The sequence below is a fragment of the Streptomyces sp. NPDC052109 genome (genome assembly GCF_040680195.1).
Taxonomy (GTDB): Bacteria; Actinomycetota; Actinomycetes; order Streptomycetales; family Streptomycetaceae; genus Streptomyces.
Window position 1 is genome coordinate 113,949 of the sequence record NZ_JBFAWF010000004.1, and the last position, 17,433, is coordinate 131,381.

The 17,433-nt window shown below is 72.9% G+C and carries 12 protein-coding genes and 2 pseudogenes; 9 read left to right on the forward strand and 5 right to left on the reverse strand.

Features of this window, described 5'->3' with window-relative positions; translation table 11 throughout:
- Nucleotides 1-188: 188 nt before the first annotated feature.
- A pseudogene (locus AB0L59_RS11450) lies at nt 189-347 on the forward strand (leucine zipper domain-containing protein); the annotation flags it as partial.
- Between the two features lie 11 nt (nt 348-358).
- On the opposite strand, the gene AB0L59_RS11455 reads toward AB0L59_RS11450, so the two are convergent.
- The 3 genes from AB0L59_RS11455 to AB0L59_RS11465 all read right to left on the reverse strand — a co-directional run bounded on the left by AB0L59_RS11455 (nt 359) and on the right by AB0L59_RS11465 (nt 4,175).
- Entirely contained in the window at nt 359-1,867 is a 1,509-nt protein-coding gene (locus AB0L59_RS11455; protein ID WP_365581771.1) for a cellulose-binding domain-containing protein, read from the reverse strand.
- Nucleotides 1,868-2,104: 237 nt separating this feature from the next.
- Complete coding sequence (locus AB0L59_RS11460; protein WP_365581772.1) at nt 2,105-3,442, reverse strand: radical SAM protein; 1,338 nt, start codon at nt 3,440-3,442, stop codon at nt 2,105-2,107.
- Between the two features lie 58 nt (nt 3,443-3,500).
- The gene (locus tag AB0L59_RS11465; RefSeq protein ID WP_365581774.1) at nt 3,501-4,175 is read right to left on the reverse strand and encodes a pyridoxamine 5'-phosphate oxidase family protein; all 675 of its coding nucleotides are present in this window, start codon (nt 4,173-4,175) and stop codon (nt 3,501-3,503) included.
- 157 nt (nt 4,176-4,332) lie between these two features.
- Between AB0L59_RS11465 and AB0L59_RS11470 the strand changes: the two genes are divergently transcribed.
- The 8 genes and pseudogenes from AB0L59_RS11470 to AB0L59_RS11505 all read left to right on the forward strand — a co-directional run bounded on the left by AB0L59_RS11470 (nt 4,333) and on the right by AB0L59_RS11505 (nt 14,305).
- Entirely contained in the window at nt 4,333-5,604 is a 1,272-nt protein-coding gene (locus tag AB0L59_RS11470; protein WP_365581775.1) for an FAD-binding protein, read from the forward strand.
- Nucleotides 5,605-5,735: 131 nt separating this feature from the next.
- Nucleotides 5,736-6,986, forward strand: a complete 1,251-nt coding sequence (locus AB0L59_RS11475; RefSeq protein WP_365581776.1) for an ROK family transcriptional regulator — start codon at nt 5,736-5,738, stop codon at nt 6,984-6,986.
- Nucleotides 6,987-6,997: 11 nt separating this feature from the next.
- On the forward strand, nt 6,998-8,842 hold the full coding sequence (locus tag AB0L59_RS11480; RefSeq protein WP_365581777.1) for a glycoside hydrolase: 1,845 nt from the start codon (nt 6,998-7,000) through the stop codon (nt 8,840-8,842).
- A 125-nt stretch (nt 8,843-8,967) separates the two neighbouring features.
- Nucleotides 8,968-9,186: pseudogene (locus AB0L59_RS11485) on the forward strand (sugar ABC transporter substrate-binding protein); the annotation flags it as partial.
- Nucleotides 9,187-9,205: 19 nt separating this feature from the next.
- Nucleotides 9,206-12,127: a glycoside hydrolase family 2 TIM barrel-domain containing protein gene (locus AB0L59_RS11490; RefSeq protein WP_365581778.1), complete on the forward strand. Its 2,922-nt coding sequence runs from the start codon at nt 9,206-9,208 to the stop codon at nt 12,125-12,127.
- A gap of 278 nt (nt 12,128-12,405) precedes the next feature.
- Nucleotides 12,406-12,921 carry a DUF2231 domain-containing protein gene (locus tag AB0L59_RS11495; protein ID WP_365581779.1) on the forward strand — a complete coding sequence of 172 codons (516 nt, stop codon included), beginning with the start codon at nt 12,406-12,408 and terminating at the stop codon, nt 12,919-12,921.
- Nucleotides 12,922-13,170: 249 nt separating this feature from the next.
- Entirely contained in the window at nt 13,171-13,629 is a 459-nt protein-coding gene (locus tag AB0L59_RS11500) for a cyclic nucleotide-binding domain-containing protein (RefSeq protein WP_365581780.1), read from the forward strand.
- Between the two features lie 22 nt (nt 13,630-13,651).
- Nucleotides 13,652-14,305, forward strand: coding sequence for a CBS domain-containing protein (locus AB0L59_RS11505; protein WP_365581781.1), 654 nt, complete (start codon nt 13,652-13,654; stop codon nt 14,303-14,305).
- 78 nt (nt 14,306-14,383) lie between these two features.
- On the opposite strand, the gene AB0L59_RS11510 is transcribed toward AB0L59_RS11505, so the two are convergent.
- A complete protein-coding gene (locus AB0L59_RS11510; RefSeq protein WP_365581783.1) occupies nt 14,384-15,109 on the reverse strand; it encodes a CBS domain-containing protein in 726 nt (241 codons plus the stop codon).
- A gap of 138 nt (nt 15,110-15,247) precedes the next feature.
- The gene (locus AB0L59_RS11515; RefSeq protein WP_365581784.1) at nt 15,248-16,969 is read right to left on the reverse strand and encodes a GAF domain-containing protein; all 1,722 of its coding nucleotides are present in this window, start codon (nt 16,967-16,969) and stop codon (nt 15,248-15,250) included.
- Nucleotides 16,970-17,433 lie beyond the last annotated feature (464 nt).

Here is a 17,433-nt window from a genome sequence, read left to right on the forward strand (position 1 = left end):
GGAAGAGCTGCCCCTCGAACTGGCGCAGCGCCGTACGAGCTGCGCCATGCGGGCATCTCCTTCTGGCCGGCCGTCGGCGTCGGTCCAGCCGAGAGCGCGCGCCGGGCGGGGCAGAGCATCCAGGTGCTCTTCCGCTGATACGCCAAGTTGCTCGCCGACGCCGCAGGCCACCTGCGTGGCCCGCCGCACTGTCCCTTGAAGGGTGGCGCCGTCCGATCGACCGCTGCCGGAACCGCCCGATCGCCCCCGCGGCCGCGGAGACGGGAGTCTCTCGCGCGTGCGCGTCGAAGTGGGTCAACGGCTTCCGCCACTTCGGGGGCCCGGGCCTGAACCGGCGCCGTGGATCGACGCGGCGCGCTCAGCCGGCCGTGCAGGACGCCCCGTTGAGGGTGAAACCGTACGGTGCGCGATTCCTGTCGTGCCAGGTGCCGATGAACCCGAAGGACAGCGTGCCGTGCGCGGCGACGGTCCTGTCGTAGTCGGCGGCGGTGGCGGTGACGCGCGAGCCGTACTGGTGGACGGTGGCGTCCCACATCTGGCCGACCCGCTGGCCGTCACGGAAGGCCCAGGACACGCTCCAGTCGTTCAGGGGCCGGTCGGTGGTGACGGTGACGGTGGCCTGGAAGCCGTCGCTCCACTGGTCGACGACGTCGTAGGCCACCCGGCAGCCGGCGTCGGCGGTGGGGGTGGCTGCGGGGGTGGTGCGGCCGGCCCCGGACGGGTGCGCGGACGAGGAGGTGCTGCCCTGCGGTTCGGGGTCGGTGTTCCCGCGGGCGGAGCCGGCGGTCGTACGCGTCGCGGACGGCGTGGCGGCGGGTGAGCTCGGCGAGGGCGGCCGGGTGGGGGCGGGGGTGGGGGTGCGGGAGACGCTGGGGTCGGCGACCGGCTGCCGGTCGTCGTGGGCTGCGGCGGTGTCGCCGCCGGAGCCGCCGCCGAACGGCATCAGCGACACGCCGAGGGCCAGCGCCGAGATCAGCGCGGCGGTGGCGAGCAGGCCGCCGCGCAGGGCCCGGCTGCGGCCGGTGCCCTCCCCGGGGTCGCCGGTGGCGGGGTCGGCGGCCCCGGGACGGCCCGCGCCGAGGCGGACCTCGGCGGAGCGGCGGCGGCGCTCCAGGTAGGCGAGGCCGCCCCAGCCGATCACCCCGCCGGCCAGCGCGGCGGGCAGCCCGCCGCCGTGCAGGCGCAGGCAGGCGGCGGCCTCGGCGCACCGCACGCAGGTCGCGAGGTGCCGGGAGAGGTCGTCGGGGGTGTCGGCGGTCGGCGAGCGGGTGACCGCGTCGAGCAGGCGGGCGTAGGAGCGGCACTGCGCGTCCATCGGGGTGTCGAGATGGGCGCGGTGACAGCGGTCCCGGAACAGGGTGCGGACCTGGTCGAGTTCGTCGGCCACGGTGGCCGGGTCCAGGCCGCGCCGGCGGGCGACGGCGGGCAGCGGCAGCGCCTCGACCTCGGCCAGCCACAGCAGGGCGGCGTCGGCCTCCTGCATGTCCCTGAGCCCGCGCAGCGCGACCGGGCGTTCCAGCGGCGGTCCCGCATGGCGGGCGGCCTTGCCGGAGTTCAGCCACAGCCTGAGGTCGGGGTCGAGCTTGTGCCCCTGCCCCGCGGCCTCCCAGGCGGCCGCGGTGTCGCGTACGGCGGTGAGCAGCGCCGGGATCGTGGGCAGCCGTGCCGTGCGCCGGCCCGCCCCGCGCACATGGGTGCTCGCGGCGGCGCGGACCTCGCGCATGCCGAGTGTGAAGGCCTCGGTCGCCAGTTGATGCGCCGTCAGGGATCCGGAGGTGCACAGGTCCGCGTAACTGAGCACCGCGTCCCAGCCCTCCGAGAACAGCGCGGACTCGGTGGCGTCCTTGGGGGTCGGCAGGTCGGGCATGGGACTCCTGCATCCACGAGCGAGGTCAACTCACCATAGAGGGAAGGGAGTTGCGGGGAACCTCGCGGCAGGGCACAGAGCCTTTCACGTTCTCGACACAACTGACAAGCGGCCTGTTCACAACCGGTCACCCATGGTGGCGGTACGGGTGCGCGACGCGATGAGCCCACAACTGCGGCCTCCTGTACGGATGCGGACGCCGTTGCGTTCAGCGCCGGGCCGGCCCGGTGCGCGGGATCACACCTCGGCCGGCGCCTCCGCCTCCGCGGATTCGTCCGCGGGCAGGCTGTCCATGAAGGAACTGACGGAGAAGACGGCGCGGCCGGGTCCGGGCGGCCCGTAACCGGGCGGGGAGGACAGTCCGAAGTCCTCCATCGTCTGGCGATAGGCCTGCAGCAGCCGGATGTGGTACTCCAGCGGCGCGCCCTGCGGGTTGGCCTTGCCGAGCGGGGTGGTGGGCTCGGGGCACCAGGTGGTGAAGCGGGGCGTGATGCCGTGCGACATGAAGAAGCGCAGCCCCTCGGTGGTGGAGGCGATGGCCTCGTCGACGGTGGTGAACCCGAACGGCTCGGCCATCTCGACGCCCGCCACGAAGTTGGGGATCACGTTGCGCGCGCCGAACACCTCGGCCGAGTCCAGGATCCGCCTGTGCCACTCGTCGCGGCCGACGTACCGCTCCTTGCCCGGGCAGTACAGCTCGAACAGCCGACGGTCCCACACCTCGAAGTTGGGGTGGTAGATCTGCACGCCGTAGTCCTTGAACCGCTGCACGTCGGCCTTGGGCAGCGCCTGGGCGACGACCTTGCCGATCCAGCGGCCCGGGAAGCGCTCCTCGATGGCCTTGGCGTAGTGGCCGTAGAAGTCGGCCTCGTCCCGTCCGGCGACCGTTTTCGTGATCGCTCCGCCGGTGAGCGTGTACGCGGTGGAGGCCTTCTGGGTGTCGTACCGGTCGATGATCTCGAGGGCCTCCAGCACCTCCTCGACGTCCTTCACGCCGGTGTACGGCCGCCCGGCCGCCTTGTGCTGGCGCCAGTTGTGGTTGATGTCGCAGTACTGGCACTCCTCCTTGGCGCCGAAGTACTGGCAGACACGGAAAACGGTGAGATAGATCAGGTAACCCCATTGGATGGTGGGGGCCACCTCCATCACGGACTTCCCGTTGGAGAGGGTGTGCCGGTAGTACTCCGGCATCGGGGGGACGCCGACGTCGGCGATCCGCTTCCCGTCGAGGTAGAGCCCGAGCAGCCCCTCCTCGTCGGCGGCCACCCGGTACGGCGAGGCCGGGTTCACCCGTACGGAGACGACGGTGCGGCGCAGGTCGTACGGGCCGCCGGTGAGGATGATCTCCTCGGGCGGACGCCTCAGCGCCGCCTCGCCGAGCTCGGGCAGGGTGCCGTGGTCGAAGGAGAAGATGAAGTACGACTTCGGCTTGACCTCGCCGCTCTCGTTGTCGCTGAGGGCGGACGGGTCGAAGGCGACGCCGCCGCGGAGCAGGTCCTCCTTGAAGACGGCTTCCCGTGGCACATGCGGGAACCGCTCCATCAGATCCTCGACCAGCGCGGTACGACTGCCCATCCGTCTGTCTCCTCCCGGCTCAGGCGTACGTCTCACACCGTATGCCCCCGCCTGCGGCTCAGCCGTGCCGGGTCCCCGCTCGGCGTGCGATGTGGTCCGGTACGGCGGTCTGGGCCGGCAGGGCCGGGTCGGGCTGCGGGGTGCCCCAGGCCGTGGTCAGCGGCAGGACACCGGCCCACAGGCCGAGGGCCGCGTCGGGTCCGTCACCGTCGTCCGGGGCGCCGGTGCGGATCTTGACCGAGGCCTCCCGGAGGGAGAGGGCGAGCAGGGTGGTGGCGGCCAGCTCCTTGCGGCTGGGGCGGCGGGCGTACGACCACTGGCCCGGCGCAGAGTGCTCGGTGAGCAGGCGCAGACCCTCCAGCTTCTCTTCGGGGTCGGTGACCCTGCGGGCGGTGCCGTGGATCATGGCGCTGCGGTAGTTCACGCCGTGCTCGAAGACGGACCGGGCGAGCACGAGTCCGTCCACGTGGGTGACGGTGACGCACACGTGGGTGTCGCCGGCGAGGCTACGGCTGGCCACGGAACCGTGCAGGTAGAGCCATCGCTCGTCCCGTCCGTAGACCGTGGGCACGACCACCGGCCGCCCTTCGACGAGCACACCCAGGTGGCAGACGAAGGCGGCGTCCAGGATCGCCTCCAGCCCGGCCCGCTCCAGTCTTCCCTGCTCGCGCAGGCGGCGGTGCCGGGTGCGGTCGGTGACGGGGAGGCGAGCCGGGAGCGGTTCCTGAGTCATGGCACGGAAGGTACCGATATCGCATTCAGTCGGCCAGCATGTTTTCAAACACGTCATTCAAGTCGGTCGAGACGACGAAATCCGAAGTCGATCTCTCTTCCGGGACCTCGCGGATGAGAGGGTCGGCGTACACGCACTCTCCAGGAGGGACGCAACTGTGAAAGGGACGGCAGGGACCGCGGGGACGGTCACCAACTGGGCGCGCACCGTCACGTACACCGCGCGCGAGTTCCACCGTCCGCGCACGCTCGACGCACTCGCCGCGCTGGTGGCGGACAGCGCGCGGGTGCGGGTGCTGGGCAGCGGGCACTCCTTCAACCGCATCGCCGACCCGGGCCCGGACGGCATCCTGCTGTCCACCGCCGGGCTGCCGCAGGAGATCGACGTCGACACGGCGGCGCGCACGGTCCGGGTGTCCGGCGGGGTCCGCTACGCCGAACTGGCCCGGACGGTCCACGCGCACGGGCTCGCCCTGCCCAACATGGCGTCCCTGCCGCACATCTCGGTGGCCGGCTCGGTGGCGACGGGCACGCACGGCTCGGGCGTGGACAACGGCCCGCTGGCATCGGCGGTGCGGGAGGTGGAGGTGGTCCTCGCGGACGGCCGGACCGGGACGATGGGCCGGGACGACCAGCGGTTCGACGGTGCCGTGACCTCCCTCGGCGCGCTCGGCGTCGTCACCGCGCTCACGCTCGACCTGGAGCCGGCGTACGAGGTGGAACAGCGGGTCTACACCGAACTCCCGCTCGAAGGCCTGGACTTCGACGCCGTGGCGGCCGCGGGGTACAGCGTGAGCCTGTTCACGGACTGGCGGGAGCCGGGGTTCCGGCAGGTGTGGGTCAAGCGGCGCACGGACCGGCCGGCGGTGGACTTCCCGTGGGCCGCGCCCGCGGCGGGTCCGCTGCACCCGGTGCCGGGCATGCCCGCGCAGAACTGCACCGAGCAGCTGGGCGTGCCCGGGCCGTGGCACGAGCGGCTGCCGCACTTCCGGGCGGAGTTCACGCCGAGCAGCGGGGAGGAGATCCAGTCGGAGTACCTGCTGCCGCGGTCGGCGGCGGTGGCCGCGCTGTGTGCGATCGACGGCATCCGGCCCGTGGTCGCCGGTGTACTGCAGACCTGCGAGGTGCGTACGGTCGCCGCGGACACGCAGTGGCTGAGCCCAGCCTACGGGCGGGACTCGGTCGCGCTGCACTTCACCTGGGTGCGCGACGAGGCGGCCGTGCTGCCGGTGGTGCGCCGGCTGGAGGAGGTGCTGGACCCGTTCGACCCGCGCCCGCACTGGGGCAAGGTCTTCGGTATCGCCCCGGCCGTACTTCGCAGGCGGTACGCACGGATCTCCGACTTCCGGTCCCTGATCCGCTCCTCGGATCCTTCCGGCACGTTCGCCAACGCCTTCGTACGGGACCTCCTCGGCCTCCCCGACGACTGACGGCCACTCTCCCGGACTTTCTCCAGCCCCTTTCCAAAACCCTTGTCGAAAGCCCCTCCCAGCCCCTAGCCTGACGTCCGCGCCGGTGCCGACGTCGCCCCGGCCCGGCCGGCGTGGGAGGGGGCAGCCGCGTGAAGCGCACATCGCGTGACATCCGCACCGCGAACCGCTACGAGGTGCTGCGCCAGATCATCGCCGAATCCCCCACCTCCCGGCAGGAGCTGGCGGCCGCCACGGGACTCAGCCTGGCCACGGTCGCCACGCTGGTCGGCGAGCTGCTGGACCTGCACATGATCACCGAAGTCGGCTTCGAGGACTCGGCCGGTGGCCGGCCCCGTGGCCTGGTGGCCGTCAACGCGTCGGGGGGCGCGCTGATCGGCGTCGACATCGCGGAGACCTACGTCCATGTCGAGCTGTTCGACCTGGCACTGAACGTGCTCGCCCGCGCCGACGAGGACATGCGGCCCGGCGAGAGCCGCCCGGAGCAGGTGGTGGGCCATGTGGCCGCGGCCGTCGGCTCGGTGGTGGCCCAGGCCGGGGTGGAGGCGGCCCGGGCGCTGGGCGTCGGGGTGAGCGTGCCGGGCCAGGTGGACCGGGACTCCGGCGTCGCCGAGTACGCGCCCAACTGGGACTGGCACGACGTGCCGTTGCTCGACCTGCTCGCCGAACACATCGCGTATCCGCTGTACCTGGACAATCCGCTGCGCGCCTGCGCGGTGGCCGAGCTGTGGTTCGGGGCCGCGCGGGGCCGCGGGGACGCGGTCGTGGTGAACCTGGGTACGGGCGTCGGCGCCGGGCTGGCCCTCGGCGGCGGGCTGCACCGGGGCGTGAGCAACAGCGCCGGCGAGTGGGGCCACACCACGCTCGTGCTGGACGGAAGGCTGTGCCACTGCGGCAACCACGGCTGCGTCGAGACGTATGTCGGCGCGCCCGGGATCATGCAGAACCTGCGCGAACTCAGCCCGGGATCCCCCTTGTTGCACCCCGAGGACCAGACGGCCACCATCGACGCGCTGGCCGGCGCGGTCGCCGCGGGCGACCCCGTGGCCGTCAAGGTGGTCCGGGACACCGCCCGTTATCTGGGCGCCGGCATCGCCGATCTGATCAATCTCCTCAACCCCGAAGTGGTCGTGCTCAGCAGCTGGGTCGCCGCCCGGCTGGGCGAGCCGCTGCTCGGCGAGGTCCGGCAGGCCGTCGCCCGGCACGCGCTGCGCCGTCCGCTGGCCGCCACCGAGATCGTCCTCTCCCCGATCCCCACCGACCCGGTGTCCCTGGGCGCGGCCACGTTCGCGCTGGAGGGGGCGCTGCAGTCCGTCGGGCAGAGGCCGGGCACCACCAAGCGCACCATCCCGGCAAGGAGCCGTACCGCACCGCCTTCATGACGACGGAAGGGATGCATGTGTCTCACCCTCGCAAGAGATCCCTGCTGGTGACCGCCTCCGCCGCTCTGGCCGTCACCGGAGCCCTCCTCACCGCCCCGGCCGCGAGCGCCACGGCCGCCCCGGCCGCCGCCGAGGTCTCCCCCCACGCCGCACAGACCATCGACAACATCGGCGCTTCCGGCGCCTGGTGGGTCGACGACCTCCAGCACTTCGACCCGAAGGTCCAGGCCCGCGTCGCCCGACTCCTCTTCTCCAAGCAGGGCCTGGCGCTGAGTTCGTACCGCTACAACATCGGTGGCGGCGGTGTCGCGGTCACCACCCCGGCCCGCGTCGCGGAGGACTTCCTCGACGCCGACGGCTCCTACGACTGGAGCAGGGACCAAGGCGGCCGGACGTTCCTGAAGTACGCCGCGCGGTACGGCGTGAAGGACCTGATCGGTTTCGTCAACAGCGCGCCGGCCCAGTGGACGACCAACGGCAGGAGCTGCGGCGGCCGGTTGAAGACGGGGAACGAGACCGATTTCGCGAAGTACATCGCCGATGTGACCGCTCACTTCGCGCGGCAGGGCGTGAAGCTCGACTACATCAGCCCGTTCAACGAGCCGGACAACAGCTTCGCCGACTGCGGCCAGGAGGGCATGCCGGTCCCCGTCGACCAGCGCGACGACATCGTGCGCGCACTCGGCGCCGAGCAGCAGGCCCGGCACCAGACGACGGGCATCATCGCGGACGAGTCCAGCAGGACCACACAGTTCACCGGCGAAGTGCCGCAGTGGATCTCCCAGCCCGGCACCGCCCGGTACGTCGCCAGACTGGCACACCACACGTACGACGACCCCGACGACGGCCAGCTCGGCAACGTCTACGAGACGTCGAAGTCGGTCGGGAAGACGCCCTGGGCCACCGAGATCTGCTGCTTCGGCAAGGGCAGCACGGGCTGGAACCAGGAGTACGACCCGACCATCGACAACGCGCTGCTGCTGTCGCGGATCATCTACAAGGACTTCGCCACCTCTCACGACTCGGCGTTCCAGTGGTGGGTCGCGCTCGCGAGCGGTTACGGCGCCGATCCGACCACGAGGAACGACCAGGGCTGGAACGACGGTCTGATCTACTACGACCCCGACTACGCGACGAACGGTGACCAGAAGCTGTACTTCACCAAGCGGTACTACGCGCTGGGTCAGTACAGCAGGTTCGTCCGGCCGGGTGCGGTCGCGCACAACGTGACCGGGGCCCCGGAGGGCGTGGAGGTGTCGTCGTACGACCGGAACGGGCGGTGGGTGGTCGTGGTGAACAACCACAACACCACCGACACGGCGCTGAACCTGCACTTCGACACCAAGGCGCCGGTGCGGGCGACGCAGGCGGTACGGACCTCCGCGGACGAGAACTGGGCGAAGGTCGCGAAACCGGCCGTCAGTGACGGAACCGTTTCCACCACGCTCGCCGCCCGCTCGATCACGACGTACGTCCTCGACCAGAAGGGCCAGGGCAGTTCGGCGCTGACCGGCGCCCTGGTGGGCCGGCAGTCGGGCAAGTGCCTCGCCGCCGACGCCTCGGGAGCCGCGATCACCTCGTGCACGGGCGCGGCGGACCAGTCGTGGTCGTACGACGCGCGGGGCACCCTGACCGGCGCGAACGGCTATCTGACGGCGGGGAGTTCCGGCCTGACGGCCACCGCGGCCGCCACGGGTGACGCGACCCAGCGCTGGCTGCTGAACTCCGACGGGCAGATCGTGAACGAGGCGTCGGGCAAGTGCCTCGACGTCGGCGGGCAGGCGACGGCCGACGGCAGCAAGGTGATCGTCTACAGCTGCAACGGCGGCGGCAACCAGGCCTGGACCAGGCGGTAACGCCCGCTCCCCCGTGGACCGAGGACCGCCGGCCACACCCCTGACCCGGCGGCCCCGGCGGCGTCTGCGCACCGCACCGGGGATGCGCCGTTCGGCCTCCGGGCACACGGAGCCGCCGCGGCCGCATTTCGACAGACGAGGACGTCAACCATGCCGGCGCCGGGCAGCAGCACCCTGGACCCTGCGGCAGCGACAACGGGCGTGGCGGTGGAAGCGGTTCCGGCAAGAACCACACCCAGATGTTCCACGCCTACGGCGAGGCCGGGACGGAGCAGGCGATCAAGCGCCACGCCGCCTACAGGGGCGCCCACGTGAGCACACAGTGGATCACCGGCGCCGACTACACTCTGAGCTAGGAGACCGATGTCGTTGAGCACCCGAACTGTCACCGATTACGTCGAGGACGTCTCGCCGGGCTCCGGGGCGCTGCCGCCACGCGCCTGGTACGCGTCCTCCGACGCCGCCTCCCTCTCGCTGAACGGCCGCTGGCGTTTCAGGCTGTCGCCGACGGCCGACGCCGAGGACGACTCCTTCGCGGCGCAGGGGTACGACGCCGGTGACTGGGCGGAGATCCAGGTCCCCGGCCACTGGGTCCTGCAGGGCGGGGGCGCCTTCGGCTCCCCGATCTACACCAACCACCTCTACCCGTTCCCGGTCGACCCGCCGCGGGTGCCGACCGAGAACCCGACCGGCGACCATCTGCGCGTCTTCGACCTGCCCGGGGAGTGGCCGGACCGCACCGGGGGCGGCGCGGTGCTGCGGTTCGACGGGGTGGAGTCCTGCGCCCGGGTGTGGCTGAACGGCACGGACCTCGGCGAGTTCAAGGGGTCCCGGCTGCCGCACGAGTTCGCGGTCGGCCATCTGCTGCGGCCCGAGGGCAACGTCCTGGCGGTCCGGGTCCACCAGTGGTCGGCCGGCTCCTACCTGGAGGACCAGGACCAGTGGTGGCTGCCGGGCATCTTCCGGGACGTCACCCTGCTGCACCGCCCGGCGGGCGCCGCCCTCGACTTCTTCACGCACGCGTCCTACGACCACCTGGCCGGCACCGGCACCTTGCGCGTCGACTCCGACGTGGAGGGCCGGGTAACCGTTTCCGAGCTGGGTGTCGACGTCGCGACCGGCGAGAGCGTGACCGTGCCGGTCGAGCCGTGGTCGGCGGAGACCCCGAGGCTGTACGAGGGAACGCTCGCCACGGAGGGCGAGCGGGTGCCGCTGCGCATCGGTTTCCGTACCGTCGAGCTGTCGGACGGCCTGATCAGGGTCAACGGCAGGCCGGTGCTCTTCAAGGGCGTCAACCGGCACGAGTGGCATCCGGAGAAGGGACGCGCACTGGATCTCGTCACCATGCGCGAGGACGTGCTGCTGATGAAACGGCACAACATCAACGCCGTCCGCACCTCCCACTACCCGCCGCACCCGGCCTTCCTCGACCTGTGCGACGAGTACGGCCTGTGGGTGATCGACGAGTGCGATCTGGAGACGCACGGCTTCACCGAGCAGGGCTGGCGGGACAACCCCGTGGACGACGACCGCTGGACCCCGGCCCTGGTGGACCGGGCGTCCCGCATGGTCGAGCGGGACAAGAACCACCCGTCGGTCGTCATCTGGTCCCTCGGCAACGAGGCCGGCACCGGTCGCGGCCTGACCGCCATGGCCGAGTGGATCCGCGCCCGCGACGCCTCCCGCCCCCTCCACTACGAGGGCGATCCCACCTGCCGTGACACGGACGTGTACTCGCGGATGTACGCGAGCCACGCCGAGGTCGAACGGATCGGCCGCGGCCTGGACGGCGGCAGCCTCAGGCGCCGTCAACTGCCCTTCATCCTGTGCGAGTACGCGCACGCCATGGGCAACGGTCCCGGCGGACTCGCCGACTACCAGCGGCTGTTCGAGTCGTACGACCGGGTGCAGGGCGGGTTCGTCTGGGAGTGGATCGACCACGGCATCGCGCACCCGGAGCTGGGGTACGCCTACGGCGGCGACTTCGGCGAGGAGCTGCACGACGGCAACTTCGTCTGCGACGGTCTGCTCTTCCCGGACCGGCGGCCCTCGCCCGGTCTGCTGGAGTTCAAGAAGGTGATCGAGCCCGTCGGCATCACCGGTGAGGCCGGCGACGGCACGGTCCGGGTCACCGACAAGCAGGACTTCGCCGGCCTGTCGGCGCTGGCGTTCTCCTGGTCGTACGAGGTCGACGGGGAGGTGGTGGACTCCGGCCCCCTGGCGGTGCCGGCGTTGGCGCCCGGCGAGTGCGCCGACGTCAAGCTGCCCGCGCCGCCGGCCGGGGCGCCGGCCGGGGAGGCCCACTGGACCGTCCGGGCGGCCCTCGCGAAGGACACCGCCTGGGCCACGAAGGGCCACGTCGTGGCCTGGGGCCAGGTCCCGGTCTCGACCTCGGAGCGGCGGGTGCCCAGGGTCGCGGCGACCGCCCGGCCGGTGCCCGGCGACGGGCACGTCCTCCTCGGCCCCGGCACCTTCGACGCCCGCACCGGCGCGCTCACGGCCGTCGGGGACGTGCCGGTGTCCGGGCTGCGGCTGGACGTGTGGCGGGCCACCACCGACAACGACGACGGCGCCCCCTGGCAGAGCGGTCCGCGCCACGGCCTGCTGTGGCGCAAGCTCGGCCTGCACCGGATGCGGCACCGCCTGGACGCGGTGGAGACCGGCGAGCACACCCTGACGGTCCGCACCCGCGTGGCGCCGGCCGCGCGGGAGCTGGGCCTGTCGACGGTGTACCGCTGGACGTCGGACGGCGACCGGCTGCGGTTGACCGTGCGCACCGTCCCGGAGGGCGACTGGACGGTTCCGCTGCCCCGGCTCGGCATCCGCTTCTGGCTGCCGGCGGCCGACCGGGTGCGGTGGTTCGGCGGCGGCCCCGGCGAGGCGTATCCGGACACCGACGCGGCGTCGATGCTGGGCCGTTGGCAGTCGACCGTGGACGAGCTGCAGACGCCCTACGTCCGCCCCCAGGAGAACGGCGCCCGTACCGACGTCCGCTGGGCGGAGCTCGGCGGACTGCGCGTCGAGGGCGATCCGTCGTTCTACCTCACCGCCCGCCGCTGGACCACCGAACAGCTGGACGCCGCCACGCACCTCACCGACCTCACCCCCGGTGCCGCGTCCGACGGCGGCTCCGCCGCGGGGGTCTGGGTCAACCTCGACCACGGCCAGCACGGCATCGGCTCCCAGTCCTGCGGGCCCGGCCCGCTGCCCCGCTACCACCTGCGGGCCGAGCCGGCGGAGTTCTCCTTCGTGTTCTCGACCGTCCCCGACCCCGAGGCCGGTTGACCGCAACCGTTCACGACGCCCACCGCGGCCGGCCGGCCCGGGGCGCCCGGGGATGTCCCCAGGCGCGCTCCGCACCCGGCCGGCCGCGGTCGCGTCCCGCAGCGCACACGACCCGTGCCCGCTGCGCCTGCACCACCTGCGCCGCCTCTGCCGACGGGTACGGCGCCCCGTTCGCGGACGTGGTGGTCCGGGGCCCGAGTGACCCGTCGGCTCAGAGGTAACTGAGAGGTGGCTGTGCCAGGCTCGCGAGCGCCCCACACCCCCCTCAGGAGCCCTGGATGACTCTCGTCAACGGTCTGCCCGCCCATGTCCTGTTCGTCCATGTGGTCGTCGTGTTGATACCCCTCACCGCGCTGGCCCTGGTGGCTGCCGCGCTGTGGCCGCGCGCCGCCCGGCGGCTGGGGGTCCTGCTCCCGGCGCTCGCCTTCGTGGCCCTGGTCAGCGTGCCGTTGACCACGCACGCAGGCGAATGGCTGGAGAAGCACGTGGAGGACGACGCCCTGGTTCGCCGGCACACCGAGCTGGGCGACGGACTGCTGCCGTGGGCCCTCGGCCTGTTCGTGCTGGCGGCGGTCGTGTGGTGGGCGGGGCGGCGCGCCCCGTCGGAGCCCGGGCAGGGCCGCGGCCTGCGCTGGACCGCCCTTCCGGTACGGATCGCCCTCGGCGTGCTCTCCCTGGCCGTCGCCGTCGGAGCGGTGGTGGACGTCTACCGGATCGGCGACTCCGGGGCCAAGGCCGCCTGGCACGACGCCTACTCGAAGACGGCGAACGGGTCGGAGCACAACGGCTCCTGACCCGGCCCGGTGTGCCTGCGGAGGGCCCCTGCGCGGACGTTCCGCGCCGGGGCCCTCGGTGTGCGCGGGTGATCGGCGGACCGGGCCCGCCGGGCGGGTGTCGGGCGCCGGTTGCCGTACCGACGCCGGGCCGAGGAACGTCGTCCGCCTCCGGGGCCGATGGGCCTCCGGCCGGGCCCGATCGGCCCGTGGTGCCCCGGCACCGGCACGCCCACGCTGGGAGCAGAAGCCCTGAAGGGAGCCGGCGTGATGACCTCCACCACCACCATGACCGCGGCCCTCGAGCCCCTGCACCGCGAACGTCTGATGCGCCTCGCCCACGAGGTCTCCTTCGGGGCCGGGGCCCGCCTGTTCGAGGAGGGCCGGCGCGCCGACCGCTTCTGGATCGTGCGCACCGGCGCCGTCGCCCTCGACCTGCACGTGCCCGGCCGCCGGGCCGCCGCCATCGAGACCCTCGGCCAGGGAGAACTGATCGGCTGGTCCTGGCACTTCGAACCGTACTTCTGGCATCTGGGCGGGGAGGCGATGAGCCCGGTGCGCGCCTGGGAGTTCGACGCCGAGGCCGTACGGGTGCTGTGTGCCGAGGACCCGGAGTTCGGCCGGGCCGTCGCCGTCTGGGTCGGGCGCGTGGTAGCCCAGCGGCTGCACGCCTCCCGGATCCGGCTGCTCGACCTCTACGCGCCCTACGGCAGCGGTGGTCCCGTCTGACCCGGCCCCCTGAGGAGCACGCATGGACAGCAGCCCGCACCGGGTGAGCGACGTGATGACGCGAGCCGTCGTCGCCGTGGGCCGCAAGGCCCTGTTCAAGGACATCGTCGAGCGCATGGAGCAGTGGCAGGTCAGCGCCCTTCCCGTGCTGGAGGGCGACGGCCGGGTGGTGGGTGTGGTCTCCGAGGCCGATCTGCTGCCCAAGGAGGAGTTCCGGGACCGCGATCCGGACCGGTTCACCCAGCTGCGCCGGTTGTCCGACCTCGCCAAGGCGGGAGCCGTGTGTGCCGAGGAGCTGATGAGCGCCCCGGCCGTGGCCGTGCACGCCGACGCCACGCTGGCCGAGGCCGCGCGCATCATGGCGCTGCGGCACCTGAAGCGGCTGCCCGTCGTGAACGCCGAGGGCGTCCTCGAGGGCGTCGTCAGCCGCGGGGACCTGCTGAAGGTCTTCCTGCGCCCGGACAACGACCTGGCCGACGAGATCCGCCGCGATGTCGTCGACCCCCTCTTCCCCAGCCCGGTCGAGCCCGTGCACATCGTCGTCACCGAAGGCGTCGCGACCTTGACCGGGCGCGTGCCGGATCCCGAGCGGATCCCTCTCGCCGCGCGCCTGGCACGCGGCGTCGAGGGTGTCGTCGGCGTGGACTGCAGGCTCATCGCTTCCGGAGCGGAGTGAGCGCGGAGCGGGTTCAGCCTCTGTCTCCGCTCATGGGTCACTCGTGTCGGGGTCACTCGTGTCAGGCCCCGCCGTCCGTCAGGGCGTGCGGGCCCGGTGGGGGGCGGGGACGCCCGGGCCGGCGAGGTCCGGGGCGAGGGCGGGACGGCGGGGCAGTCCGGTCAGCGCGCAGCGCACGTCCACCACGCCGGCGACGGCATGAGCGAGCCGCGCCGCGAGCGGGATCAGGGCCGTTTCGCGGACCCGGCCGGTCAGCGTGACGACACCGCGGCGGACCTCCACCCGTACGGTGGCGGCCTGCGTGCCGAAGAGACGTACGACGACCTCGCGCCGGACCTCCTCGGCGATCTCCTCGTCCTCCCGCAGGAAGACCTTCAGCAGGTCGGAGCGGCTGACGATGCCCCGCAGCCTGCCGTCGGGGCCGACGACCGGCAGCCTCTTGAACCGGGTGCGGGCCATGAGGCGCGCGGCCCGGGCGAGCGTGGCGTCGGGTGCCACGGTCACGGCCGGGGCGGTCATCAGCCCGGCGGCGGTCACGGCGTCCGCCTTCCCGGCCTCGATGAGGCGGACTGTCCGGCCGTGGCGGCCGATGCCGGCGGTGTCGGCGTCGCCGTCCTCCTGCTCGCCCAGCAGATCGGCCTCCGAGACGACGCCGACGACCCGTCCGGTGTCGTCCAGCACCGGCAGGGCGCTGACGTGCCAGTCCTGCATGACCCGCACGATGTCCTTGAAGGCCGCACCTCCCCGCAGGGCGACGACCCGGCGGGTCATCACATCGTGCACGAGGGCCGGAATGCCGTTCATGGCGTCCTCCCGAGGCTGGGGCCGGCTGCGGACACCTTCAGGCTGCGGCCGCGGAACCGCCGGGGGCATGGGCCGAGTGGGCCGCTCCCGTGCCCCGTCGGCCCCGCCCTCGCGTGCCGCGGGGTCCCGCAGGAAGGCTCAGGCCGCGGGCAGCGGGACGCGCCAGTCCAGCGCGGCACCGCCTGCCTCGGGGCCGGTCACCTCGAGCCGCCCGCCGAGCCTCTGCGCCCGCTCGGCCATGTTGAGCAGTCCGCTGCGCCGGCCGCCGGGCGGGATGCCCACGCCGTTGTCCGAGACCTGCAGGCGCACCTCGCGGCCGTCCGTCGTCAGGGCCACCTGGGCCCGGTCGGCGTGGGCGTGCCGGGCGATGTTGGTGAGGGCCTCGGACAGCACGGCCACGACGTCCTCGGCGATCTCGGGCGGCACATCGGTGTCGACCAGGCCCTCCATCCGCACGCTGGGGGTGAAGCCCAGCACAGGGGTGGCCTCGCCTGCCGTGCGGACGACCCGCGCCCGCAGACCGCTTCCGGCCGTGCCCACGCGGGCCCGCAGCCCGAAGATCGTCGACCTGATGATCTTGATGGTCTCGTCGAGGTCGTCCACCGCCCGCAGGACCCGCTCGGCGGCCTCGGGATGGTCGATGAAACGGCCCGCGCTCTGCAGGGTCATCCCGGTGGCGAACAGCCGCTGGATGGCGAGGTCGTGCAGGTCCCGGGCGATACGGTCCCGGTCCTCCAGCAACGCGATCTGCTGGGCGTCCTGCCTGCGCTCGGCCAGTTCCATCGCGATCGCGGCCTGCGCGGCGAAGCCCAGCAGCATGTCGGTCTCCCTCTCGAGGAAGACCGGCCGGCCTATCTCGCGGGCCACCAGGACCACCCCGCGCACGCCGCCCACGCCCGTGCCGATCGGGACGGCGACGGCGGGGCCGAGCCCCTCGAAGCGCGGCGGCTCGGGGTCGATCCGGGAGTCGTGGACGACGTCGTCGCTGGTGATCGGGGCGGTCGCGGTGTACGCCAGTCCCATCAGGCTCGCGTCCAAGGGCAGCACCAGTCCACGATGCGCCTCCGCGTCCACTCCGACCGCGATCTCCACCGTGAGCGACTTCGTGCCCTCCATCGGAAAGGCGACGGCGGCCAGGGCGGAGGCCGAGATCTCCCGGGCGCGCTCGGCGATCAGTCCCAGGGACTCGGCGCGGTCGGTGCCGGACATCAGGCTGTGGCCGATCTCCGCGTTCGCGCGCAGCCAGCGCTCGCGCAGCCGGGACTCCTCGTACAGGCGCGCGTTGTCGATGGCCACGCCGGCGGCCACGGCCAGCGTGGAGAGCACCGACTCGTCCTCCTCGTCGAACTCCCGCCCGCCGCGCTTCTGGGTCAGGTACAGGTTGCCGAAGACCTGGTCGCGGATGCGGATCGGGACGCCGAGGAAGCTGCTCATCGGCGGGTGGTTCGGCGGGAAGCCGTAGGAGGAGGGATGCCCGGAGATCCTGGCGAGCCGCAGCGGACGCGGGTGGCGGATCAGCTCGCCGAGGATGCCGTGCCCTTCCGGATAGGGGCCGATCTCGGAGATCTGCTCCTCGGTGACGCCCACGGTGTGGAAGGCGGACAGCCGTGTGCCGTCGGGTCCGATGACGCCGAGGGCGGCGTACTCGGCGTCCACGAGCACCGCGGCCGCCTCCACCAGGGAGTGCAGGACCTGCTCCAGGTCCAGCTCCCGGCCGACGGAGAGGACCGCCTCCAGCAATCCCTGCACGCGATCCTGGGTGCCACGGGCCGCGTTGATCCGGGCCTGCAACTCCTCCAGCAGCTCGTCGAGCTTCAGCTGCGGCAGTCGTACGCGGGGCTCCTCGGGGCCTGCCACCATGTCCCTCCAAGGACCCCTCGGCACGGACCCGGCACCGGGGGCCCTCTCCACGGTATCCGCTCCCGACCCGGCGCGGTACGGCGGACCGGCGACCGCCCTCCCTGTGCCTGCCGCGCCTGCCCGGGCCGGTCCGCCGGGCATGGGGCGGGCCGGCCGGCCTCGACCGGCTTGCCGTGCGGCTCCTCTCCGGTGGCGAGGAGGGAGCGGCCGCCTCCGCGATGACGCCGTGGGCCGAGGGTGCGGGACGAGGGCGCGCAGGTGGTACGGGCGCCGGCTGACGTCGGCGGGGGTGTGCCGGGCCTGCCCGTCGCCGACGGCGGCACGATGCCGGACCCGGCGCGGGCCGCGCTCGCGGTCGTCCGGATCGCGGAGCCGGCCGGGTTCTCCACCTTTCCTTCGGCGTTCTTCCCGTCGTACCTGGGCCAAGAGGCCTTCACCGCCCCGCCGTTCGAGAAGCGCGGCGG

Bases quoted from the DNA above. Each gene is read 5' to 3' on its own strand.
- AB0L59_RS11510 (WP_365581783.1), bottom strand. From the start codon at position 15,109: ATGAACGGCATTCCGGCCCTCGTGCACGATGTGATGACCCGCCGGGTC.
- AB0L59_RS11515 (WP_365581784.1), bottom strand. From the start codon at position 16,969: ATGGTGGCAGGCCCCGAGGAGCCCCGCGTACGACTGCCGCAGCTGAAG.
- AB0L59_RS11495 (WP_365581779.1), top strand. From the start codon at position 12,406: ATGACTCTCGTCAACGGTCTGCCCGCCCATGTCCTGTTCGTCCATGTG.
- AB0L59_RS11480 (WP_365581777.1), top strand. From the start codon at position 6,998: ATGCATGTGTCTCACCCTCGCAAGAGATCCCTGCTGGTGACCGCCTCC.
- AB0L59_RS11465 (WP_365581774.1), bottom strand. From the start codon at position 4,175: ATGACTCAGGAACCGCTCCCGGCTCGCCTCCCCGTCACCGACCGCACC.
- AB0L59_RS11505 (WP_365581781.1), top strand. From the start codon at position 13,652: ATGGACAGCAGCCCGCACCGGGTGAGCGACGTGATGACGCGAGCCGTC.
- AB0L59_RS11455 (WP_365581771.1), bottom strand. From the start codon at position 1,867: ATGCCCGACCTGCCGACCCCCAAGGACGCCACCGAGTCCGCGCTGTTC.
- AB0L59_RS11460 (WP_365581772.1), bottom strand. From the start codon at position 3,442: ATGGGCAGTCGTACCGCGCTGGTCGAGGATCTGATGGAGCGGTTCCCG.
- AB0L59_RS11500 (WP_365581780.1), top strand. From the start codon at position 13,171: ATGACCTCCACCACCACCATGACCGCGGCCCTCGAGCCCCTGCACCGC.
- AB0L59_RS11490 (WP_365581778.1), top strand. From the start codon at position 9,206: ATGTCGTTGAGCACCCGAACTGTCACCGATTACGTCGAGGACGTCTCG.